This is a genomic window from Streptomyces lavendulae subsp. lavendulae, from assembly GCF_002803845.1.
Taxonomy (GTDB): Bacteria; Actinomycetota; Actinomycetes; order Streptomycetales; family Streptomycetaceae; genus Streptomyces; species Streptomyces lavendulae.
Window position 1 is genome coordinate 6,320,463 of sequence record NZ_CP024985.1, and the last position, 20,241, is coordinate 6,340,703.

Genomic DNA, 20,241 nt, shown 5'->3' on the forward strand with positions numbered 1-20,241 from the left:
GCCGTTACTTGACGGCCTTGAGCGCGTCGACCACGCCCGCGCCGTAGTAGCCGGTCTGGCCCCACTTGGCCTTGCAGGTGGCGGCGTCGATCAGGTTGCCGGTGCCGTCGTAGATCTTGTCCGGGCAGGCCGTCTTCGTGGCCTGGCCCTTGAGCATCGCCTGCACCTGCGCGGGCGTGGCCCACGGGTGCGCGCTCTTGATCAGGGCCGCGACGCCCGCGACGTGCGGGGTGGCCATCGAGGTGCCCTGCTTGTAGCCGTAGCCGCCGCCCGGCAGGGTGGACAGCACTCGGCCGTTGGCGTCGGGGGTGGCCGGGACCTGCCACTTGTCGCCGCCGGGGGCGGCGACGTCGACGACGCCGAGGCCGTAGCTGGAGTAGTACGAGCGCAGGCCCTTGTCGCCGGTCGCGCTGACCGTGACCACGCCGGGCAGCTGCGCGGGCAGGTCCAGGCAGACCTTCGGGTCGATGGTCCGCGGCCCCGGGGTGGCGTCGTCCGGGCTGGTGTCGTCGAGGATCGAGTCGGCGGCCAGGTCGAAGTTCTCGTTGCCCGCCGCGGCCACGTTGAGGACGCCCTTGCGCTCCGCGTACCTGGTGGCCCGGGTGAGGGACTCCACCAGCGCCTTCTGGTCGTCGTCCGTCTTGCAGTTGAACATCCACGGGTCGACGTAGTAGCTGTTGTTCGTCACCTCGATCCCCTTCTCGGCGGCGAACATGAAGCCGCACACGACCGCCTCGGTGAAGAACAGGCTGGTCCCGGGCTCGCTCACCTTGATGCCGGCGACCTTCACGCCCGGCGCGACGCCGCTGACGCCGATGCCGTTGCGCGGGGCGGCGATGGTGCCCGCCACGTGCGTGCCGTGGTCGCTGCCGTCTGGGTAGGGGCGCCAGGCGCCGTCCGTGGTGTCCGCGACGCCGCCCACGCAGTTGGCGGACTGGCTCTTGGAGAAGTTGGCGGCCAGATCGGGGTGGGTGTCGTCCACACCCGTGTCGATGACGCCCACGGTGACGTCCGGGCTGCCATCGTTGATCTTGTGAGCCTGGTCCGCCTTGATCGCGCGCAGGTCCCACTGGTTGGACTCCAGGGGCTCCTGTCCCGGCTCGGCCTGCGCGGCGGCCTTGGCGGCGTCCGCGGCGCTCAGCTTCTGGGTCGTGCCCTCCTCGGTGGTCTGCACCGTCTGGAGGGGGGCCGTCCGGGTGGCGCCCACCGACACGAAGAGGCTGCGCTGGGCGCGCAGCTGCTTGGCGAAGTCGGGGTTCTGGGAGTGTGCGACGACGACGCCGATCTGTTCATAAGACGTCACCACCGTTCCACCGGCCTGCTCGACGGCCTTCTTGGCCTGCTTGACCGTCCCGTACGCGGTCAGGTTCGCCACGTACGAGAGCTTCGGGCCGGTGGTGGAGGCGGGCTTCGCGGCCGCGGCCGGGCCCGCCGTGTCGCTCAGCGGTGCGGCCGAGGCCGCGACCGAGGGCAGGAAGGCGAGCGAGGCGGTGAGCGCCAGGCCGACCGGAACGGCGAGGGCTCGCCGGCGGCCGTGTCCCAGATGAGCCATGGGATCTCCACATCATCCGTGAAAAAGCCGTCCGCACGCGGTCGCGCCGGACGGGTACATGACACGCGAACCTAGCGTCGACGTTCCCTTCTGCGCCATCCGTTCGAGGAATCAGTTTTCAGAGAATCCGCCGGTGTTGAACCGTCGCGACACGCCGTCCGTGCCGTTGACAGGGGGGATCAGCGCCACCGTCCCCCCACACGGAGGTTGTTTTGTCCGTCGTCCCCACCGCACCCGCGTCACAAGGAGAACCCCCCGTGACCACCGAAGCAGCGCCGCCGCACGGCGGCGCGGGACCGGCCCCGGCCCACCCGTCGGCAGAAGAGTTCACACGCGTCCAGCAGAGCCCCGAGTTCGCCGAACTGCGCAGCTCCTACCGGTCCTTCGCCTTCCCGCTGACCGTGGCCTTCATCGCCTGGTACCTGCTCTACGTGCTGCTGTCCAACTACGCGGGCGGCTTCATGGGGACCAAGCTCTTCGGCAACATCAACGTCGCCCTGGTCCTCGGCCTCGCCCAGTTCGCGACGACCTTCCTGATCGCCTGGCTGTACTCGCGGCACGCCGCCGCGAAGCTCGACCCCAAGGCCCGCGCCATCAAGCAGGAGATGGAGGCCGGGGCATGAGCGCCTTCCCCCACCCGGCTCCGCACCTGACCCTCGCCGCGGGCGCGAGCGAGCACCGCCCGCTGATCATCACCCTGTTCGGGCTGTTCGTCGTCGCGACCCTCGTCATCACCGTCTGGGCCGGCCGCCAGACCAAGGACGCCGCCGACTTCTACGCGGGCGGCCGCCAGTTCACCGGCTTCCAGAACGGCCTGGCCATCTCCGGCGACTACATGTCCGCCGCGTCCTTCCTGGGCATCGCCGGAGCCATCGCCCTCTTCGGCTACGACGGCTTCCTCTACTCCATCGGCTTCCTCGTCGCCTGGCTGGTGGCCCTGCTCCTCGTCGCCGAGCCGCTGCGCAACTCCGGCCGCTACACGATGGGCGACGTCCTCGCGTACCGGATGCGCCAGCGACCCGTCCGCACCGCCGCCGGCACCTCCACCATCGTGGTCTCGATCTTCTACCTGCTCGCCCAGATGGCCGGCGCGGGCGTCCTCGTCTCGCTGCTCCTGGGCATCACCAGCGACGGCGGCAAGGTCGCCGTGGTCGCCCTGGTCGGCCTGCTGATGATCGTCTACGTGACCGTCGGCGGCATGAAGGGCACCACCTGGGTCCAGATGGTCAAGGCGGTCCTGCTCATCGCCGGCGCCCTGCTGATCACCTTCCTGGTGCTGCTGAAGTTCGACTTCAACATCTCCGCCCTGCTCGGCCAGGCCGCCGAGAACAGCGGCCAGGGGTCGAAGTTCCTGGAGCCCGGCCTCAAGTACGGCAAGGACGGGCTCACCAAGCTCGACTTCATCTCGCTCGGCCTGGCACTGGTCCTCGGCACCGCCGGCCTGCCGCACATCCTGATCCGCTTCTACACCGTCCCCACGGCCAAGGCCGCGCGCAAGTCCGTGAACTGGGCCATCGGCATCATCGGCGCCTTCTACCTGATGACCATCGCCCTCGGCTTCGGCGCCGCCGCCCTCCTCAAGCGGGCCGACATCCTGGCCTCCAACAAGGCGGGCAACACCGCGGCCCCGCTGCTCGCCCAGGAGATCGGCGGCGGCGCGGGCTCCACCGGCGGCGCGGTCCTGCTCGCGGTCATCTCCGCCGTCGCCTTCGCCACCATCCTCGCGGTGGTCGCCGGCCTCACCCTGGCCTCGTCCTCGTCCTTCGCGCACGACATCTACGTCAACGTCATCCGCAAGGGCCGGGCCACCGAGAAGGAGGAGATGCGCGCCGCCCGCTGGTCCACCGTGGTCATCGGGGCCGTCGCCATCGCCCTCGGGGCGCTCGCCCGCGACATGAACGTCGCCGGCCTGGTCGCCCTCGCCTTCGCGGTCGCCGCCTCCGCCAACCTCCCGACCATCCTCTACAGCCTCTTCTGGAAGCGCTTCACCACCCAGGGCGCGCTGTGGTCCATCTACGGCGGCCTGATCTCGGCCGTCGGCCTGGTGCTGTTCTCGCCGGTCGTCTCCGGCAAGCCCACCTCGATGTTCAAGGACGCCGACTTCTACTGGTTCCCCCTGGAGAACCCCGGGATCATCTCCATCCCGCTCGGCTTCCTCCTCGGCTGGCTGGGAACCGTACTGTCCAAGGAGGAGGCCGACCCCCAGAAGTTCGCCGAGCTGGAGGTCCGCTCCCTCACCGGAACAGGGGCGCACTGAGATCCACCGAACACCCAGCGTGGCCGCGTCGTAGTTCCGTACGACGCGGCCAGGCCACGTCTCGTTCCTTTGGGCCTCCCCCGCGGTAACAACCGTCGCGTAGGCTCGAAAGCAGCGCTTCCGCGTACCCGCGACTGCGCCAAGCTCTACGGATCCGGACAGGGGAGGGGGCCACCAGTGCTTCTCGACACCTACGGCCGCGTGGCCACTGACCTGCGCGTCTCACTCACCGACCGGTGCAATCTGCGCTGCACGTACTGCATGCCCGAGGAGGGCCTGCAGTGGCTCGGCAAGTCCGATCTGCTGAGCGACGAGGAGATCGTCCGGCTGGTCCGCATCGCCGTCACCCACCTCGGGATCACCGAGGTCCGCTTCACCGGCGGCGAGCCCCTGCTGCGCCCCGGCCTGGTCGGGATCGTCGAGCAGTGCGCCGCCCTGGAGCCCCGCCCCCGGATGTCCCTGACCACCAACGGCATCGGCCTCAAGCGCACCGCGCAGGCGCTCAAGGCCGCCGGACTGGACAGGGTGAACGTTTCCCTGGACACCCTGCGCCCCGAGGTCTTCAAGACCCTCACCCGGCGTGACCGCCACCACGACGTCATCGACGGCATGGCGGCGGCCCGCGAGGCAGGCCTCACGCCGGTCAAGGTCAACGCCGTCCTGATGCCGGGGCTCAACGACGACGAGGCCCCCGACCTGCTCGCCTGGGCCGTGGAGAACGAGTACGAGCTCCGCTTCATCGAGCAGATGCCCCTGGACGCCCAGCACGGCTGGAAGCGCGACGGCATGATCACCGCCGGGGACATACTGGAGTCCCTGCGCACCCGCTTCACGCTCACCGAGGAAGGCGCCGGCGAACGGGGCTCCGCCCCCGCCGAGCGCTGGGTGGTCGACGGCGGCCCGGCCACCGTCGGGGTCATCGCCTCCGTCACCCGCCCCTTCTGCGGGGCCTGCGACCGCACCCGGCTCACGGCCGACGGCCAGGTCCGCACGTGCCTGTTCGCCACCGAGGAGTCGGACCTGCGCGGCGCCCTGCGCTCGGGCGCCCCGGACGAGGAGATCGCCCGCCTGTGGCAGGTGGCGATGTGGGGCAAGAAGGCCGGCTCCGGCCTCGACGACCCGTCCTTCCTCCAGCCCGACCGCCCCATGTCGGCGATCGGCGGCTGAGCCCGCCGCCGGGGCCGCGCCCGGGCTGCCGCGAGGCGGCCCGAGCCCGCCCCGAGCCCGCCGTGAGGCGGCCCCGAGCGGGCCCCGGCGGGTCCTCAGGGGCGTTCCGAGCCCTCGGGCTGCTCCCACTCGTCGAACTTCACGACGTCCTTGAGGAAACCGCGCACCCCCAGGAACTGCGAGAGGTGTTCGCGGTGCTCCTCGCACGCCAGCCACGTCTTGCGCCGTTCCGGCGCGTGCAGCTTCGGGTTGTTCCACGCCAGGACCCAGACCGCCGCGTCACGGCAGCCCTTGGCGGAGCAGGTGGGGATGTCGGCTTCGGAGCCGGAGAAGAAGTCAGGGGAGTTCACGGCCTCAACCCTACAAACGGAAGGGCGACGCCGGGCAGCCACGGGGGGAGCTGCCCGGCGTCGGTCCGTCGCTCCGACGGGGGATGCGGAGCGCGTAGGCAGTATGTCACGCAGGACCGGGTGGGGTGCACCGGAACTTCATGATTGATCTGAGGTTTTATTGAGGTTTCCCGCCTCCAGTGCGGGGCGCACCGGGGCCGGCACGAAGTGCGAGGGCAGCGAGGGGGTCGACTCGCGGCCCGCGTTGGCGATGACCACGGCGATGTAGGGCAGCAGCAGACCCGCCGCGAGCGTCACGATCGCCACATGGCGTTCCACGTTCCACAGGAGGACCGTGGCGACCACCGACAGGGTCCGGATCGTCATCGAGATCACGTACCGGCGCTGCCGTCCCCGCACGTCCTCTTCGAGGCCCATCCGGGCCCCGGTGATCCGGAAGACCTCGGCCCCGTTCCGCTTCGTCCGCTGCACGTTCCACCACCCGATCCACCCGCCGGACACTCCCCGGCACGCAACCCTTCCACCGTACGCCGCCCCCGTCGAGCCGGGGAGAGGGGGTGTCCCCCCGATGGAGCCGTCCGGCGTGCGTGCCGGGCCGGGCGGGTCGAGACTGGGCCCACATGCGCACAACGCGCCGCGAGGAGGCTCGACATGCAATGGTTGTGGGCGATCATCGTCGGTTTCGTGCTGGGCCTCATAGCCCGGGCCATCCTGCCGGGCAAGCAGCACCAGCCCCTGTGGCTGACCACCCTCTTCGGCATCCTCGGCGCGCTCCTCGGCAACGCCGTCGCGGGGTGGATCGGCGTCGAGGACACACGGGGCATCGACTGGACCCGGCACCTGCTCCAGCTGGCCGGAGCCGTCCTGATCGTCGGGCTCGGCGACATGGCCTACGTGGCACTGCGGGGCGGCAGACGCGGGACCGCCTGACACCGCCGATGACGAAGGGGCCGGTGCGGACGATTCCCGTCCGCACCGGCCCCTCATCGCGTCCGCCCGCCGGCCGGCCTCAGGCGCCGGCGGCCTCGACGCCCGTGACCTCGACGCCCGTGACCTCGACCGCCGCCAGGTTCTTCTTGCCGCGCCGCAGCACCAGCCAGCGGCCGTGCAGCAGCTCCTCCGGGGCGGGGACCGCGTCCTCGGCGGTGACCTTCACGTTGTTCACGTAGGCGCCGCCCTCCTTCACGGTCCGGCGGCCCGCGGACTTGCTGGCGACCAGCCCGGTCTCCGCGAGCAGGTCCACGACCTGCCCGAGCTCGGTGACCTTCGCGTGCGGCAGCTCGGAGAGGGCCGCGGCCAGCGTGGCCTCGTCCAGCTCCGCCAGCTCGCCCTGGCCGAACAGCGCCTTCGACGCGGCGATCACGGCGGCGCACTGGTCCGCGCCGTGCACCAGCGTGGTCAGCTCCTCGGCCAGCGCCCGCTGCGCGGCGCGCGCCTGCGGCCGCTCGGCGGTCTGGGCCTCCAGCTCCTCCAGTTCCTCGCGGGACTTGAAGGACAGGATCCGCATGTAGGTGGAGATGTCCCGGTCGTCCACGTTCAGCCAGAACTGGTAGAACGCGTACGGGGTGGTCATCTCCGGGTCCAGCCAGACGGCCCCGCTCTCGGACTTGCCGAACTTGGTGCCGTCCGCCTTGACCATCAGCGGGGTCGCCATCGCGTGGACGTGCGCCTGCGGCTCCACCCGGTGGATCAGGTCGAGCCCGGCCGTCAGGTTGCCCCACTGGTCCGAGCCGCCCTGCTGGAGGGTGCAGCCGTAGCGGCGGTACAGCTCCAGGAAGTCCATGCCCTGGAGCAGCTGGTAGCTGAACTCGGTGTAGCTGATGCCCTGGTCGGACTCCAGCCGCTTGGCGACCGAGTCCTTCGTCAGCATCTTGTTGACGCGGAAGTGCTTGCCGATGTCCCGCAGGAACTCGATGGCGGACATGCCCGCCGTCCAGTCCAGGTTGTTCACCATCAGCGCCGCGTTCTCGCCCTCGAAGGACAGGAACGGCTCGATCTGCGAGCGCAGCCGGTTCACCCAGTTCGCGATGGTCTCCGGGTCGTTCAGCGTCCGCTCGGCGGTCGGGCGGGGGTCGCCGATCTGACCGGTGGCCCCGCCGACCAGCGCCAGCGGCCGGTGGCCGGCCTGCTGGAGCCGGCGCACGGTGAGCACCTGGACCAGGTGCCCCACGTGCAGCGAGGCCGCCGTCGGGTCGAAGCCGCAATAGAAGGTGACGGGACCGTCCGCGAACGCCTTGCGCAGCGCTTCTTCGTCGGTGGACTGGGCGAAGAGCCCACGCCACTTCAGTTCGTCGACGATGTCCGTCACGGTCTCTCGACTCCTTCGATGTCTGAAAATGCCGTGCTCAGTCTAGGTGGGTCAGACGCCCTTGCTGACCGAGCTCATGTTGAAGTCCGGGATGCGCAGGGCGGGCATCGCGGCCCGGGTGAACCAGTCGCCCCACTCGCGCGGCAGGGTCTTCTCGGTCCGTCCGGCCTCCGAGGCGCGCGACAGCAGGTCCACCGGCGACTCGTTGAACCGGAAGTTGTTGACCTCGCCCGTGACCTGCCCGTTCTCCACCAGATAGACGCCGTCCCGGGTCAGGCCGGTGAGCAGCAGGGTGGCCGGGTCGACCTCGCGGATGTACCAGAGGCAGGTCAGCAGCAGGCCCCGCTCGGTGCCCGCCACCATCTCCTCCAGCGACTTGTCCCCGCCCCCGTCCAGGATGAGGTTCCCGAAGGCCGGGGAGAGCGGCAGGCCGGTCAGGGCGGAGCTGTGCCGGGTCGTGGTCAGCCGCGCCAGCTCGCCGCCGCTGATCCACTCGGTCGCCGGGACCGGCAGGCCGTTGTCGAACACCGAGGCGTCGTCGCCGGAGCTGTGCGCGATCACGAACGGCGCCGACTCCAGGCCGGGGGAGTGCGGGTCGCTGCGCAGGGTCAGCGGCAGCCGCGAGAGCTGCTCGCCGATCCGGGTGCCGCCGCCGGGCTTGGAGAAGACCGTACGGCCCTCCACCGCGTCGCGGGCCGCCGCCGACCACATCTGGTAGATCAGCAGGTCCGCGACGGCCGTGGGCGGCAGCAGGGTCTCGTACCGCCCGGCGGGCAGCTCGACCTTGCGCTCCGCCCAGCCCAGGCGGACGGCGAGCTCCGCGTCGAGCACGGTCGGGTCCACGTCCTTGAAGTCCCGGGTGGCCCGGCCGGCCCAGGCCGAGCGGGAACGGTCCGGGGACTTCGCGTTGAGCTCCAGGGTCCCGTTGGGCTGGTCGTGGCGCAGCCGCAGCCCCGTGGAGGTGCCGACGTACGTGGTGACCAGCTCGTGGTTCGCGAACCCGTACAGCTCCCGCCCGCCCGCGCGGGCCCGCGCGAAGGCCTCGCCGAGGGCCGGGGCGAAGTCCGCGAACACTGCCGAGGAGGTCTCGGCGGGGCCGTCGGTGAAGTCGGGCGAGGCCGGGGTCCCGGTGACCAGCGGCTGGGCGTCCTCGGCGGGGCCGGCCCCGCGGGCGGCCGCCTCGGCGGCGCGTACGAGCGGCTCCAGGTCGGCGGCGGTGACGGCGGAGCGCGAGACGACCCCCGAGGCCGTGCCCTCCTTGCCGTCGACGGTGGCGATGACCGTCAGGGTGCGGCCGCGGGTGACGCCGTTCGTGGTGAGCGCGTTGCCCGCCCAGCGCAGGTTGGCGCTGGACTCCTCGTCGGCGATGACGACGCAGCCGTCGGCTGTGGACAGCTCCAGGGCGCGCTCGACGATCTCGTGCGGCTTCGTTCGGCTCATCGACCGGCCTCCTGCGTGGTGTTCAGGATGTTCACGTCGCGGAACAGGGCGGACGGGCAGCCGTGGGAGACCGCCGCGACCTGGCCCGGCTGGGCCTTTCCGCAGTTGAAGGCGCCGCCCAGCACGTAGGTCTGCGGGCCGCCGACCTTCTCCATCGAGCCCCAGAACTCGGTGGTCGTGGCCTGGTACGCGACGTCGCGCAGCTGACCGGCGAGCCGGCCGTTCTCGATGCGGAAGAACCGCTGGCCGGTGAACTGGAAGTTGTAGCGCTGCATGTCGATCGACCAGGAGCGGTCGCCGACCACGTAGATCCCGCGCTCCACCCCGCCGATCAGGTCCTCGGTGGACAGCCCGCCCGGATCCGGCCGCAGCGAGACGTTCGCCATCCGCTGGACCGGGACGTGCCCGGGGGAGTCGGCGTAGGCGCAGCCGTTGGAGCGGCCGAGGCCCGTGAGCTTCGCGATCCGCCGGTCCGTCTGGTAGCCGGCCAGGGTGCCGTCCTTGACCAGGTCCCAGCTCTGCGCCTCGACGCCCTCGTCGTCGTAGCCGATGGTGGCCAGGCCGTGTTCGGCCGTGCGGTCGCCGGTCACGTTCATCACCGAGGAGCCGTACTTGAGGGTGCCGAGCTGGTCGAAGGTGGCGAAGGAGGTCCCCGCGTACGCCGCCTCGTAGCCCAGCGCCCGGTCGAGCTCGGTGGCGTGGCCGATGGACTCGTGGATGGTCAGCCACAGGTTCGACGGGTGCACGACCAGGTCGTAGCGCCCGGCCTCGACGCTCGGGGCCCGCATCTTCTCGGCGAGCAGGCCGGGGATCTCCTCCAGCTCGGCGTTCCAGTCCCAGCCGGTGCCCGTCAGGTATTCCCAGCCGCGCCCGGCGGGCGGGGCGATGGTGCGCATGGAGTCGAACTCGCCGGTGGTGGCGTTCACGGCGACGGCGGTGAGCTGCGGGTGGATCCGCACGCGCTGCTGCGTGGTGGAGGTGCCCGCGGTGTCGGCGTAGAACTTGTTCTCGTGGACGGCGAGGAGCGAGGCGTCCACGTGCGCGACGCCGTCGGCGGCCAGCAGCCGGGTGCTCCAGTCGGCGAGCAGGGCCGCCTTCTCGGCGTCCGGCACCGAGAAGGGGTCCACGTCGTAGGCGGAGATCCAGGTCTTGTCGGCGTGCACCGGCTCGTCGGCGAGCTCGACGCGCTCGTCGGAGCCGGCGGCCTTGATCACCTGGGCGGACAGCTTCGCCATGGCGACGGCCTGGGAGGCCACCTTGGCCGCGGCGTCCATGGTCAGGTCCACGCCGGAGGCGAAGCCCCAGCTGCCTCCGTGCACCACCCGGACCGCGTACCCGAGGTCCGTGGTGTCGGAGCCGCCGGAGGGTTTGGCGTCGCGCAGGCGCCAGGAGGCGCTGCGGATCCGCTCCAGCCGGAAGTCGGCATGGTCGGCGCCGAGCGCGCGGGCCCGGGCGAGCGCCGCGTCGGCGAGCGCCCGCAGGGGCAGCGCGGTGAAGGCCGCGTCGATGGAATGGGCCACGGAAATCCTCCCGGGGTCGGGGCAGGTCGCCCCGATCATGTCGCGCCCGGGGCTCTGGTGCCTACATCTTTCTGTAGGGACTCGACATACCCCGTCGCAAGGCCCTGTCGGAGCCCGATTCTCCGGATGCCGGAGCGGGCCTATAGGTTTTTGCTATTCAGACAGCTAGCGAAAGGGTGATCCGTTGAGCCGCTCGGTTCTCGTCACCGGAGGTAACCGGGGCATCGGCCTCGCCATCGCCCGAGCCTTCGCCCAGGCCGGCGACAAGGTCGCGATCACGTACCGCTCGGGAGAGCCGCCGCAGGAGCTCACCGACCTCGGCGTACTGTCGGTGCGCTGCGACATCACCGACTCCGAGCAGGTGGAGCAGGCCTACAAGGAGATCGAGGCCAAGCACGGCAACGTGGAGGTGCTGGTGGCCAACGCCGGCATCACCAAGGACACGCTGCTGATGCGGATGTCCGAGGAGGACTTCGCCTCCGTCGTCGACACCAACCTCACGGGCACCTTCCGGGTGGTCAAGCGCGCCAACCGCGGCATGCTCCGGGCGAAGAAGGGCCGTGTGGTCCTGATCTCCTCGGTGGTGGGCCTGCTGGGTTCCGCGGGTCAGGCCAACTACGCCGCCTCCAAGGCCGCGCTGGTCGGCTTCGCCCGCTCCCTCGCCCGCGAGCTGGGCAGCCGCAACATCACCTTCAACGTCGTGGCCCCGGGTTTCGTGGACACCGACATGACGAAGGTGCTCACCGACGAGCAGCGTGCGGGCATCGTGTCGCAGGTGCCGCTGGCCCGCTACGCGCAGCCCGAGGAGATCGCGGCCGCCGTGAGCTTCCTGGCGTCCGATGACGCCGCGTACATCACCGGAGCCGTCATTCCCGTTGACGGCGGATTGGGCATGGGTCACTGATCACCATGAGCGGAATTCTCGACGGCAAGCGCATCCTCATCACCGGGGTGCTGATGGAATCGTCCATCGCCTTCCACACCGCCCGACTGGCCCAGGAGCAGGGCGCCGAGGTCATCCTCACCGCGTGGCCGCGCCCTTCGCTGACCGAGCGGATCGCCAAGAAGCTGCCGAAGCCGGTCAAGGTCATCGAGCTCGACGTCACCAACGACGAGCACCTGGCCCGCCTCGAAGGCCTGGTCCGCGAGGAGCTCGGCGGCCTCGACGGGGTCGTGCACTCCATCGGCTTCGCGCCGCAGGACGCGCTCGGCGGCAACTTCCTGAACACCCCGTTCGAGTCGGTGGCCACCGCCATGCACGTCTCGGCGTTCTCGCTGAAGTCGCTGGCCATGGCCTGCAAGCCGCTGTTCCCGGCGGAGGGCGCGGCCATCGTCGGCCTCACCTTCGACGCGCAGTTCGCCTGGCCGCAGTACGACTGGATGGGCCCGGCCAAGGCCGCGCTGGAGGCCACCAGCCGCTACCTCGCCCGCGACCTGGGCAAGGAGAACATCCGCTGCAACCTGGTCTCGGCCGGTCCGATCGGCTCGATGGCCGCGAAGTCCATCCCGGGCTTCGGCGAGCTGGCGGACACCTGGAACCAGCGGTCCATGCTGGCGTGGGACATGAGCGACCCGGAGCCGACGGGCCGGGGCGTCGTCGCCCTGCTGTCGGACTGGTTCCCGAAGACCACGGGCGAGATCGTCCACGTCGACGGCGGCCTGCACGCGATGGGCGCCTGACCGGCACCCGCATCCGTACGGCGGTGGCCGCGCCTCCCTCTCCGGGAGGCGCGGCCACCGCCGTTTTCGCGGTCCGGGAGCGGGGGAGCAGGGGTTCGTTCGATCAGATTTTCGCCGTCCGGCCGGATCTTCCCGAGTCGAAAACCAGGACAGATGCCTGCAAACTGACCTCGTCGGGATCTTCCCGGCTGCTTCGGGGAGGAGGTACCGGCGTGCGCGCGAGGCCGAGCCGAGCGGTATCGCTGCTGGTCACCTCCGTGGTCCTGACCGGACTCCTGATCCCCGGGGCCACCGCGCAGCCCGGTGGTCCGGAGCCGGGAGCGGGGCCGGGATCCGGGCCGGGAGCCGGGCCGGAAGCGGCCGCCCCGGCCGCCGTGGACCTCGCCGACATCCCGGGCGAACCCCCCGTCCGGCCCGCGCCGGCCGCGACCCCCGAGCTCTTCGGCTCCGACTGCGACACCGAGATCGACGGCTCGCAGGTCACCGCGTACTGCCACAACGGCTACCCCGAGACCGACCTGCTCCGCCTCCACGTGGAGTGCGAGCGCTGGTGGGACCTGGACGGGGACGGCGCCGCCGTGTCCCTGGACCCGGCGGGCCGGGTCCGGCTCACCGGCCGCTGCTGGAAGGAGGTCCGCACGGCCTGGGTGAGCCACCAGCGGCCGTGAGGGCCGCCCGGGCGCCCCGGGCCCGGCCCGTTCCGTTCCGTTCCGTTCCGCTCAGCGTCCGCCCTTGCCGAGGCAGACGAAGGGGTAGCCGGCCGCCTCCGAGGCCGCCGTGTCCCCGTCCCCGCGCCGGACCGCCTCGATCAGCCGGGCATGGTCCAGGTGGGCGGCCGGATCCAGCACTGCGCCGACGTCCGCCCGCAGCCAGTCCGCCACCAGATCGCCCAGGTCCGCGTACAGCTCGATCAGGACGTCGTTGTGCGAGGCCGTCACCACCGCCATGTGCAGGGCGACGTCCGCCGCCACGAACAGCTCCGCCTCCCCGCTCGCCCACGCCTCCTCGCGCCGTGCCAGCAGCGCGTCCAGCTGGACCAGGTCCCGCTCGGTCCGCCGTTCCGCCGCCAGCCGGGCCGCCGAGGACTCCAGCGTCGAGCGCAGCTCCGCGATGTGCCGCGGGTCGGCCCCGGCGAAGCGGCGGTGCATCACCCCGGCCAGCTCGCTGGTGGCGATCACGTAGGTGCCCGAACCCTGGCGGATGTCCAGCAGCCCGTTGTGCGCGAGCGCGCGCACGGCCTCCCGCACGGTGTTGCGGGCGACGCCCAGCAGCTCCACCAGCTCGGGCTCGGTCGGGATCCGGGCCCCGACCGGCCATTCGCCGGAGGTGATCTGGTTCCGGAGCTGGGCGATCACCTGATCGACGAGCGCGGATCGCCGGGGCGAGGTCAGCGGCATGTGGGCGAGGTCCTCTCTGGGACGACTGGACAACCAATCATCCCATGATTCTATGATGGTTCAATGTCCGACGAAGAAATCCAGACCATGACCCGCCCGGAGGCCGTGCGCACCGCCGCCCACGAGCCCCTGCCCGCCTCCCCCCACGTCGCCCCCACGTGGCTCGGCCCGGTGCTCATCGTCGGAATCGTGCTGGCCGCCCTCAACCTGAGGCCCGCCATCACCAGCCTCGGCGCCCTCTTCGAGGAGACCAGGACCGGCCTCCACATGAGCGGCACCGTGGCCGGACTGATCACCTCCGTGCCCGCCCTCTGCTTCGCGGTCTTCGGCGTCACGGCACCCCGCCTCTCCCGCTGCTTCGGCCCCGCCGCCGTGGTCTGCGCCGGCATGGCCGCCGTCGCCGCGGGCCTGCTGATCCGCCCCTTCGCGGACAGCGCCGCCGCCTTCCTCGCCGCGAGCGCCCTCTCCCTGGCCGGCATAGCCCTGACCAACGTGCTGCTCCCGGTCATCGTCAAGCGCTGGTTCCCCGACCGCGTCGGCACCATGACCGGGCTCTACTCCATGGCCCTGGCCGCCGGCACCTCCCTCGCCGCCGCCGCGACCGTCCCGCTGACCTCCGCCCTCGGCGGCAGCTGGCGCACGGGCCTGCTCGTCTGGGCCGTCCTCGCCGCCGCCGCCGTCCTGCCCTGGCTGCCCATCGCCGCCGCGAGCCGCCGGGAGAGGGCCGCCGCCCCCGCCGCGGCCGTCCGCGAGGACAAGGGGCCCTCCGTCGTCCGCAGCCGCACCGCCTGGGCGCTCGCCTGCTACTTCGGCCTCCAGGCCACCGGCGCCTACGTCACCATGGGCTGGCTCCCGCAGATCTTCCGCGACGCCGGGGTCTCCGCCTCCACCGCCGGCGTGCTGCTCGCCGTCACCATGGTCATGGGCGTCCCGCTGGCCTTCGTCATCCCCCGCCTCGCCGGGCGCATGCGCCACCAGGGCCCCATCGCCGTCACCCTCAGCCTCTTCGGTTTCGCCGGCTACCTCGGCCTCTACCTCGCCCCCGCCGCCGGAGCCTGGGCCTGGGCCCTCCTGCTCGGCATCTCCAACTGCGCCTTCCCGCTCGTCATCACCATGATCGGACTGCGCGCCAAGTCCCCCGCCGGGGTCGTCAAGCTCTCGGCCTTCGCCCAGAGCACCGGCTACCTGATCTCCATCCCCGGCCCGCTGGTCATCGGCGCCCTCTACCAGCACAGCGGCGGCTGGGACCTGCCCCTGGCCCTGATGGCCGCGCTGCTCGTCCCCCAGCTCGTCCTCGGCGTCCTCGCGGGACGGGACCGCACGATCGAGGACGAATGCGGCATGCGAGACTGACCGGCATGTCGCCCGTACTCGAACCGAACCCCCAGAACGGTCACAAGAAGCTCGGCCTCGTGCTCGGCGCGATGCTGCTGGTGACCGTGATCATCGCCGTCATCGCCAGCCTCGCCTCCCCCTGAGCCCCCGCTCGGACCCGGCCCCCGACCCCGATGGTGGGGATAACCCCACCATCCCCTAGGGGGCCGGGTTCAGGGTCGGATGGGGTGTGACCCCGATGGGAACCGCCGCCGAGGATCCGTAGATTCGAAGCAGCGAGCCCGTCCCAGCGCACACTCCGGAGGCGGCCATGTCGGCCCCCGCACAGATCCCGTCCCTCCCCGCCGCCTCCCGTCGTCGTACCGCGGCCCACGCCGGAGCGGGGACCCGGCTGCACTGGTGGGCCCTCGCCCTGCCCGCGCTCGCCTTCGGACTCCTGCTGCTCCTCCTCGCCGGCTCGGGCGAGGCCCACGCCGCCGCCCCGGACGCCTCCGGACTGCTCCAGGTCAGCCGGCAACTGCTGCGCGCCGTCGGCTGACCCCCGCGCGCCGAGGCGTGCTCCCCGCCCTCGCGGAGGCCTCCCAACAGCCTGCGCCGCGTGGCGCGTTTCGTGCGAAGCTGGGAGCCATGAGCGCCGACACACCCCGCAGGATCGTCCTCCTCCGGCACGCCAAGGCCGACTGGCCCCAGGTGTCCGACCACGACCGCCCGCTCGCGGAACGCGGCCGAAAGGACGCACCGGCCGTCGGACTGAAGCTGGCCGAGACCGGCATCACCTTCGACCTGGCCCTCTGCTCCACCGCCGCCCGTACCCGGGAGACCTGGAAGCTCGCCGTCCAGGAACTGCCGCACCGGCCGAAGACCCACTACGAGGAGCGGCTCTACGACGCCTCGCTGGGTGAGCTCATCGCCCTGCTGAACGAGACCCCGGAGGAGGTGGCCGACCTCCTCGTGATCGGCCACAACCCCGGCATGCACGCCCTCGCCGACGCCCTCTCCGGGCGCGCGGAGGGCGACACCCTCGCGCGGATGACCCGTACGGGCTTCCCGACCGCGGCGCTGGCCGTCGTCTCCTTCACCGGAACCTGGAAGTCCGTCGAGCACGGAGTGGGCACGCTGCTGGACTACTGGACGCCCAAGGAGCACTGAGGACGAGCAGCGGGAGGGACCGGGGCCGCCGCGCCCCGGGCCCTCCCGTTCCGGCCCCTCCCGTTCCGGCCCCTCGCGCCCCGGCCCCTCCCGATCCGGCCCGGAACGTCACCGGCCCGGAACGTCACGGGGCGGGCACGTCACCGGGCGGGCGCCGGCGGGATGCCCGCGTCCCGCGCCTCCCACAGCTCCGGGTAGAACCGCCGGTGGACCGCCGCCCGCAGATGCGCCACACCGCTGCTGCCCCCGGTCCCGGGCCGCCCGCCGATCTGCCGCTCCACGAGCAGCGCGTGGCAGGCCCGCCACTCGGTCCAGATCTCGTCGTGGTCCACCAGGGCCTCCACCAGCTCCGACAGCTCCGCGAACTCCACCGGGTCACCGTCCCGGGGGGCCGCCGCGAGCCGGCCGAACGCCTCCCTGCGCTCCTGCGCCGTCCCCACCGCGAAACCGGCCTTGGCCAGCAGCGACACGAACGCCTCCCACACCGTCGGCTCCGCGAGCCGCCCGCGCGCCCGCTCCCGCTCCAGCGGGCTCAGCCCGGCGACGGCCCGCGCCCCGTGCTCCCCGCGCACCCAGTCCGCGCCGCACAGCGCCGCTATCTCCAGGTACTGGGCCGACTGCGCCCCGCTGCTGCCGCCGAGCGCCCCCCGGAAGGCGTGGAACTCCCGCGGCGGCATCCCGCGCAGCGGATGGATCCCCGCGATCAGCGCCCGGGTGATCACCGTGCTCCGCACCAGACCGGCCCGCGCGGCCCGCGGATCACCCTCCAGCATCCGGTCGCGGACCCCGGACAGATCGCGCAGCAGCTGCCCGAACCACAGCTCCTGCACCTGGTGGACGGCGATGAACAGGAGCTCGTCGTCCACCCCGTCGGCCAGCGGCACCTGGAGCGCCAGCAGCTCCGGCAGCCGCAGGTAGTCCGCGTACGTCACGTCCTCAGACATCGCTCTCCTCCGGTGCGCGCAGTCCGAACTCGGCGAACGCGTCCGTGACGCCCGGCAGGTCGAAGGCGCCGACCTGGGCGCACAGCCGCAGGGTGGAACGGGAGATCGTCTGGATGCGGTCCAGGCCCGCGCCGCCGCCGTAGCTGTCCGCGAGCACCGCCTCGGTGCGCTCCTCGTCCAGACCGGCCAGGCGCAGCGACACCCGGACCGGCTCCAGGTCCCAGTCGAGCGCCGCGCGGATCATCGCCGGCAGGGCACGGGCCGCCAGGACGCGCCGCCGCCCGTCGAGCCGGGCCCACAGCTCCAGGAAGAACGCCGAGAAGAAACGGTGGTGACGCCCCTCGTCCTTGGCGTGGTCGCGCATCAGCTCGCGCACCGTGCTCACCACGGTCGGGTCCTGCGGCACCTCGTTGAGCACGGCGGTGATCAGGGTCTCGAACACCACCGCCTGCAACTGCCCGGCCAGCACCGGGTCCTGCGGCAGCAGCCGCCGTCCGCTGTCCTGGAGGGCCGTGACGAACCCGCCGTAGTCCACGTCCGGCACGGCGATCCCGGTGACGGCCGCCACCTGGTCGGCGAGGTCCAGGCTGTAGAGGGCGTGGTAGCCCTCGTCGCAGTAGACCTTGAAGGCGTCCATCCGCAGCGAGGTCGGGAAGTGCAGCCCGGAGTTGCCGTTGGCGACCGGCTCGGCGGCCCCGTTGACCACCCGGGTCTCCAGGTGCGTCGTCGAGTGCAGGAACTGGTACAGGTGCCGTACGGAGATCTCGCGGACCCGCTCCGGGGCCAGCGCCTTGACCTCGGGGTGGGCCAGGTGCGGGACCAGGGCGTCCGGGAAGAAGACCCGGCCCTGCTCCGCCTCGGCGTGGAACACGCGGCGTACGCCGCCCCGCACGCCGGCGGTCTCGTACCAGCGGTCGAGCGGACCGGGGGCCGTGCTCATGGGCGTCTTCCGTTCGGATCGGAGGGGGAGGGGAGGGAAGGGGCGAGGAGGGCGTCCGCGGGGGTCCCGCCCAGGTGGCCGGCGATCCGCCGGACCGCCTCCGCGACCAGGGGCGCCTCGACGGTGTGGCACAGCCGGAACCAGCCCGGCTCGGGCGAACGGAACGCCCCGCCCGGCAGGATGCTGACCCGCGCCGTCTCGAACAGCTCCCGCCACAGCCGCTGTTCGGCCTCGAACCCGGCCCCGGGCAGCCAGCGGCGCAGGTCCAGCCAGACGGAGAACCCGGCCTCGGCCGGCACGTACGGGATCCGGTACGCGTCCAGGTGCGCGACGAGGTGCGCGTACGAGGACCCCAGCCGGCGGCGGCCCGCCGCGAGGAAGGAGGCCACCCATGCCGGGTCGGCCAGCAGGCCGGCGAGGGTGTGCTGGGTGGCGGTGGAGACGGGGGCGAAGTAGGCCATCGCCCGCGCCGCGTCCCGCACCCGGGGATCGCGCGTGTGCAGGACACCCGTCTTCAGGCCGGGCAGCCCGAAGTCCTTCGCGAAGCCCCAGACCAGGTGGGTGCGATCGGCCCAGTGCGGATTGACCGCGGGGTCGGCGGCGCTGGTGAAGGCGTGCGGGCCGAAGACGGCGTGGGCGTAGATCTCGTCGGAGACCAGGTCCACGTCGTGCTCGGCGGCCACCCGCAGCAGCTCGGCCAGCACCTGGGGCCGGTGCACCTCGCCGAGGGGGTTGGAGGGGGAGGAGAGTGCGACCGCGCGTACGGTCGTCCCCTCCGCGGCCGCCTGCTTCAGGGCCCGGTCGACCGCGTCCGCCGTCAGCCGGAACCCGTCGCCCGGCTCCAGCGGGGCGGGCAGGATCCGGGCGCCGGAACGGCCGCCGAGATCGGTGTCGAAGGCCCCGTAGTAGGGGGCGGGCACCACGATCGCCTCACCCGGGTCGCACAGCACCGACGCGATCGCGTCGAGCGCCCCGGTGGCGCCGCTGATCACCACCAGGTCCTCGGCGTCGAGCGGCGTACGGCAGGTCGCGGAGAGCAGCGCCGCGATGCGCTCGCGCAGCACGCCGGTGCCGTGCAGGGGCGCGTAGCGGGCGGTGGACTCGGTCATCGGCTCCAGCGCGGCCAGCCGGCCGTCGAGGAGGTCCCACAGGAGACGGTTCTCCGCGGTGCCCAGGTTGAGGTAGCCGCCCGGGCGGACGTCCGGGTCGTACGGCTCGGCCTCGGCCAGGAAGTGCGCCTCGGCGATGGCGGGGGTGTCGGCGAGCAGCCGCGCGGCCTGGCGGGAGACCATCAGACCCTCCCGCTGTCCACGTCGGCACCGGTGAGCAGGCCCGGATGGACCCCGAGGCCCATCGAGGCGTCGATGACGGCGCCGTGCAGCGCCCCCGCGTGCTCGCCCGCCAGCCACCACACCTGCTCGGCGATCTCCCGCGCCTCGATCATGCGGCCGCGCGGCAGCCGGGCGGTGAGCGCGGAGCGTTCCCCGGACGAGAGCCGGTCCAGGGTGCTGGCCCGGAACATGGTGGTCTCCACGGCACCGGGGCAGAGGGCGAAGACCTCGACCGGGGTGTGCACCAAATCGGCCGCGAGGTGGCGGGTCAGATAGGTGAGGGCGGCCTTGCTCATGCCGTCGGCGGGGTGGAAGCCGGGGAACTGGAAGATCCCGCCGCCCACGCTGGAGATGTTGATGATCTTCCCGAAGCCGCGCTCCAGCATGCCGGGCAGGAGCTGCTCGGTGAGCCAGAGCGGGCCCACCGCGTTGATCTGGAAGAAGGCCGACGCCTTGTCCTGCGGCGGCCCGTCGCTGTACCGGTCGATGGTCTTGGAGCCGACGGCCGCGTTGTTCACCAGCACGTCCACCGGGCCCGGCAGCCGCTCGACCAGCTGCTCGTGGTCCTCCCAGTCGCCCTGGCTGAAGGGGAACGCCTCCACCTTGGCGCGACCGGTGAGCGCCAGCTCCTGCACCAGCTCCTCGGCCCGCTCCCGGCCGTTGCGGTAGGTGAACCAGACCGTCCAGTCCTCTTCCGCCGCGAACCTCTCCACACAGGCCCGGCCGATTCCCCCCGAGCCTCCGGTGATGAGCACACTTCGAGCCATCGCTGCTTCCCCTTGACGATCAGGAATGACCGAGATCCGCCGCCGCGTCCGCAGCAGCGCAGTCGGAGCATTTGTCGCACAGGGGGGTGCCGAACTCCCCCGAT

At 72.0% G+C, this 20,241-nt stretch carries 22 protein-coding genes; 11 read left to right on the forward strand and 11 right to left on the reverse strand.

The window, feature by feature from the left end:
• Window positions 1-4 precede the first annotated feature (4 nt).
• The gene (locus SLAV_RS28220) at window positions 5-1,552 is read right to left on the reverse strand and encodes a S8 family peptidase (RefSeq protein ID WP_030233479.1); all 1,548 of its coding nucleotides are present in this window, start codon (window positions 1,550-1,552) and stop codon (window positions 5-7) included.
• A gap of 257 nt (window positions 1,553-1,809) precedes the next feature.
• Between SLAV_RS28220 and SLAV_RS28225 the strand changes: the two genes are divergently transcribed.
• The 3 genes from SLAV_RS28225 (at window position 1,810) to moaA (ending at window position 4,976) form a co-directional block, all read left to right on the forward strand.
• Entirely contained in the window at window positions 1,810-2,175 is a 366-nt protein-coding gene (locus tag SLAV_RS28225) for a DUF485 domain-containing protein (RefSeq protein WP_030233482.1), read from the forward strand.
• Window positions 2,172-3,809, forward strand: a complete 1,638-nt coding sequence (locus tag SLAV_RS28230) for a monocarboxylic acid transporter (protein ID WP_030233483.1) — start codon at window positions 2,172-2,174, stop codon at window positions 3,807-3,809. The genes SLAV_RS28225 and SLAV_RS28230 overlap by 4 nt, the downstream gene beginning before the upstream one ends.
• 177 nt (window positions 3,810-3,986) lie before the next feature.
• Window positions 3,987-4,976 (forward strand): GTP 3',8-cyclase MoaA, encoded by a 990-nt coding sequence (gene moaA / locus SLAV_RS28235; protein ID WP_030233486.1) that lies wholly within the window; start codon window positions 3,987-3,989, stop codon window positions 4,974-4,976.
• Window positions 4,977-5,071: 95 nt separating this feature from the next.
• Here moaA and SLAV_RS28240 read toward each other — a convergent pair whose 3' ends face one another.
• Entirely contained in the window at window positions 5,072-5,326 is a 255-nt protein-coding gene (locus tag SLAV_RS28240) for a hypothetical protein (RefSeq protein WP_037687732.1), read from the reverse strand.
• Between the two features lie 138 nt (window positions 5,327-5,464).
• Window positions 5,465-5,797 (reverse strand): DUF3099 domain-containing protein, encoded by a 333-nt coding sequence (locus tag SLAV_RS28245; RefSeq protein ID WP_030233491.1) that lies wholly within the window; start codon window positions 5,795-5,797, stop codon window positions 5,465-5,467.
• Between the two features lie 180 nt (window positions 5,798-5,977).
• Between SLAV_RS28245 and SLAV_RS28250 the strand changes: the two genes are divergently transcribed.
• Window positions 5,978-6,256, forward strand: coding sequence for a GlsB/YeaQ/YmgE family stress response membrane protein (locus tag SLAV_RS28250; protein WP_030233494.1), 279 nt, complete (start codon window positions 5,978-5,980; stop codon window positions 6,254-6,256).
• 79 nt (window positions 6,257-6,335) lie between these two features.
• On the opposite strand, the gene tyrS is transcribed toward SLAV_RS28250, so the two are convergent.
• Genes tyrS through SLAV_RS28265 form a run of 3 tightly spaced genes read right to left on the reverse strand, consistent with a single transcriptional unit; the run spans window position 6,336 to window position 10,594 of the window.
• A complete protein-coding gene (tyrS, locus tag SLAV_RS28255; protein WP_030233497.1) occupies window positions 6,336-7,634 on the reverse strand; it encodes a tyrosine--tRNA ligase in 1,299 nt (432 codons plus the stop codon).
• A 51-nt stretch (window positions 7,635-7,685) separates the two neighbouring features.
• Window positions 7,686-9,074 (reverse strand): metallopeptidase TldD-related protein, encoded by a 1,389-nt coding sequence (locus SLAV_RS28260; RefSeq protein ID WP_030233499.1) that lies wholly within the window; start codon window positions 9,072-9,074, stop codon window positions 7,686-7,688.
• Window positions 9,071-10,594: a TldD/PmbA family protein gene (locus SLAV_RS28265; protein WP_030233502.1), complete on the reverse strand. Its 1,524-nt coding sequence runs from the start codon at window positions 10,592-10,594 to the stop codon at window positions 9,071-9,073. The genes SLAV_RS28260 and SLAV_RS28265 overlap by 4 nt, the downstream gene beginning before the upstream one ends.
• Window positions 10,595-10,778: 184 nt before the next feature.
• Between SLAV_RS28265 and fabG the strand changes: the two genes are divergently transcribed.
• The 3 genes from fabG (at window position 10,779) to SLAV_RS43695 (ending at window position 12,942) form a co-directional block, all read left to right on the forward strand.
• Window positions 10,779-11,498 carry a 3-oxoacyl-[acyl-carrier-protein] reductase gene (fabG, locus tag SLAV_RS28270; RefSeq protein ID WP_030233503.1) on the forward strand — a complete coding sequence of 240 codons (720 nt, stop codon included), beginning with the start codon at window positions 10,779-10,781 and terminating at the stop codon, window positions 11,496-11,498.
• Between the two features lie 5 nt (window positions 11,499-11,503).
• Window positions 11,504-12,274, forward strand: a complete 771-nt coding sequence (fabI, locus tag SLAV_RS28275) for an enoyl-ACP reductase FabI (protein ID WP_030233506.1) — start codon at window positions 11,504-11,506, stop codon at window positions 12,272-12,274.
• Between the two features lie 374 nt (window positions 12,275-12,648).
• Window positions 12,649-12,942 (forward strand): hypothetical protein, encoded by a 294-nt coding sequence (locus SLAV_RS43695; RefSeq protein WP_388096418.1) that lies wholly within the window; start codon window positions 12,649-12,651, stop codon window positions 12,940-12,942.
• A 51-nt stretch (window positions 12,943-12,993) separates the two neighbouring features.
• Here the strand turns inward: SLAV_RS43695 and SLAV_RS28285 are convergent, their stop codons facing one another.
• Window positions 12,994-13,671 (reverse strand): FadR/GntR family transcriptional regulator, encoded by a 678-nt coding sequence (locus SLAV_RS28285; protein ID WP_030233511.1) that lies wholly within the window; start codon window positions 13,669-13,671, stop codon window positions 12,994-12,996.
• Between the two features lie 63 nt (window positions 13,672-13,734).
• Between SLAV_RS28285 and SLAV_RS28290 the strand changes: the two genes are divergently transcribed.
• The 4 genes from SLAV_RS28290 to SLAV_RS28300 all read left to right on the forward strand — a co-directional run bounded on the left by SLAV_RS28290 (window position 13,735) and on the right by SLAV_RS28300 (window position 16,155).
• Entirely contained in the window at window positions 13,735-15,024 is a 1,290-nt protein-coding gene (locus SLAV_RS28290; RefSeq protein WP_030233514.1) for a CynX/NimT family MFS transporter, read from the forward strand.
• A 5-nt stretch (window positions 15,025-15,029) separates the two neighbouring features.
• Window positions 15,030-15,149 carry an SGM_5486 family transporter-associated protein gene (locus SLAV_RS43235; protein ID WP_254719129.1) on the forward strand — a complete coding sequence of 40 codons (120 nt, stop codon included), beginning with the start codon at window positions 15,030-15,032 and terminating at the stop codon, window positions 15,147-15,149.
• 167 nt (window positions 15,150-15,316) lie between these two features.
• On the forward strand, window positions 15,317-15,544 hold the full coding sequence (locus SLAV_RS28295) for a hypothetical protein (protein ID WP_030233515.1): 228 nt from the start codon (window positions 15,317-15,319) through the stop codon (window positions 15,542-15,544).
• Window positions 15,545-15,633: 89 nt separating this feature from the next.
• Complete coding sequence (locus SLAV_RS28300; RefSeq protein WP_030233518.1) at window positions 15,634-16,155, forward strand: SixA phosphatase family protein; 522 nt, start codon at window positions 15,634-15,636, stop codon at window positions 16,153-16,155.
• A gap of 140 nt (window positions 16,156-16,295) precedes the next feature.
• Here the strand turns inward: SLAV_RS28300 and SLAV_RS28305 are convergent, their stop codons facing one another.
• Genes SLAV_RS28305 through SLAV_RS28320 form a run of 4 tightly spaced genes read right to left on the reverse strand, consistent with a single transcriptional unit; the run spans window position 16,296 to window position 20,137 of the window.
• A complete protein-coding gene (locus SLAV_RS28305; RefSeq protein WP_030233521.1) occupies window positions 16,296-17,099 on the reverse strand; it encodes a tryptophan 2,3-dioxygenase family protein in 804 nt (267 codons plus the stop codon).
• Window positions 17,092-18,039 carry a diiron oxygenase gene (locus tag SLAV_RS28310; protein WP_030233523.1) on the reverse strand — a complete coding sequence of 316 codons (948 nt, stop codon included), beginning with the start codon at window positions 18,037-18,039 and terminating at the stop codon, window positions 17,092-17,094. Before SLAV_RS28310 ends, SLAV_RS28305 begins: the two co-directional genes overlap by 8 nt.
• Entirely contained in the window at window positions 18,036-19,331 is a 1,296-nt protein-coding gene (locus tag SLAV_RS28315) for an aminotransferase class I/II-fold pyridoxal phosphate-dependent enzyme (RefSeq protein ID WP_063760325.1), read from the reverse strand. Before SLAV_RS28315 ends, SLAV_RS28310 begins: the two co-directional genes overlap by 4 nt.
• Window positions 19,331-20,137, reverse strand: coding sequence for an SDR family NAD(P)-dependent oxidoreductase (locus tag SLAV_RS28320; RefSeq protein ID WP_030233527.1), 807 nt, complete (start codon window positions 20,135-20,137; stop codon window positions 19,331-19,333). The genes SLAV_RS28315 and SLAV_RS28320 overlap by 1 nt, the downstream gene beginning before the upstream one ends.
• Between the last annotated feature and the right edge of the window lie 104 nt (window positions 20,138-20,241).

What these genes read in the sequence shown, in the direction of transcription:
- SLAV_RS28220 (WP_030233479.1), bottom strand. Translation starts at nt 1,552, where the DNA reads ATGGCTCATCTGGGACACGGCCGCCGGCGAGCCCTCGCCGTTCCGGTC.
- SLAV_RS28230 (WP_030233483.1), top strand. Translation starts at nt 2,172, where the DNA reads ATGAGCGCCTTCCCCCACCCGGCTCCGCACCTGACCCTCGCCGCGGGC.
- SLAV_RS28250 (WP_030233494.1), top strand. Translation starts at nt 5,978, where the DNA reads ATGCAATGGTTGTGGGCGATCATCGTCGGTTTCGTGCTGGGCCTCATA.
- SLAV_RS28260 (WP_030233499.1), bottom strand. Translation starts at nt 9,074, where the DNA reads ATGAGCCGAACGAAGCCGCACGAGATCGTCGAGCGCGCCCTGGAGCTG.
- fabI (WP_030233506.1), top strand. Translation starts at nt 11,504, where the DNA reads ATGAGCGGAATTCTCGACGGCAAGCGCATCCTCATCACCGGGGTGCTG.
- SLAV_RS28285 (WP_030233511.1), bottom strand. Translation starts at nt 13,671, where the DNA reads ATGCCGCTGACCTCGCCCCGGCGATCCGCGCTCGTCGATCAGGTGATC.
- SLAV_RS28290 (WP_030233514.1), top strand. Translation starts at nt 13,735, where the DNA reads ATGTCCGACGAAGAAATCCAGACCATGACCCGCCCGGAGGCCGTGCGC.
- SLAV_RS43235 (WP_254719129.1), top strand. Translation starts at nt 15,030, where the DNA reads ATGTCGCCCGTACTCGAACCGAACCCCCAGAACGGTCACAAGAAGCTC.
- SLAV_RS28295 (WP_030233515.1), top strand. Translation starts at nt 15,317, where the DNA reads ATGTCGGCCCCCGCACAGATCCCGTCCCTCCCCGCCGCCTCCCGTCGT.
- SLAV_RS28300 (WP_030233518.1), top strand. Translation starts at nt 15,634, where the DNA reads ATGAGCGCCGACACACCCCGCAGGATCGTCCTCCTCCGGCACGCCAAG.
- SLAV_RS28305 (WP_030233521.1), bottom strand. Translation starts at nt 17,099, where the DNA reads ATGTCTGAGGACGTGACGTACGCGGACTACCTGCGGCTGCCGGAGCTG.
- SLAV_RS28310 (WP_030233523.1), bottom strand. Translation starts at nt 18,039, where the DNA reads ATGAGCACGGCCCCCGGTCCGCTCGACCGCTGGTACGAGACCGCCGGC.
- SLAV_RS28315 (WP_063760325.1), bottom strand. Translation starts at nt 19,331, where the DNA reads ATGGTCTCCCGCCAGGCCGCGCGGCTGCTCGCCGACACCCCCGCCATC.
- SLAV_RS28320 (WP_030233527.1), bottom strand. Translation starts at nt 20,137, where the DNA reads ATGGCTCGAAGTGTGCTCATCACCGGAGGCTCGGGGGGAATCGGCCGG.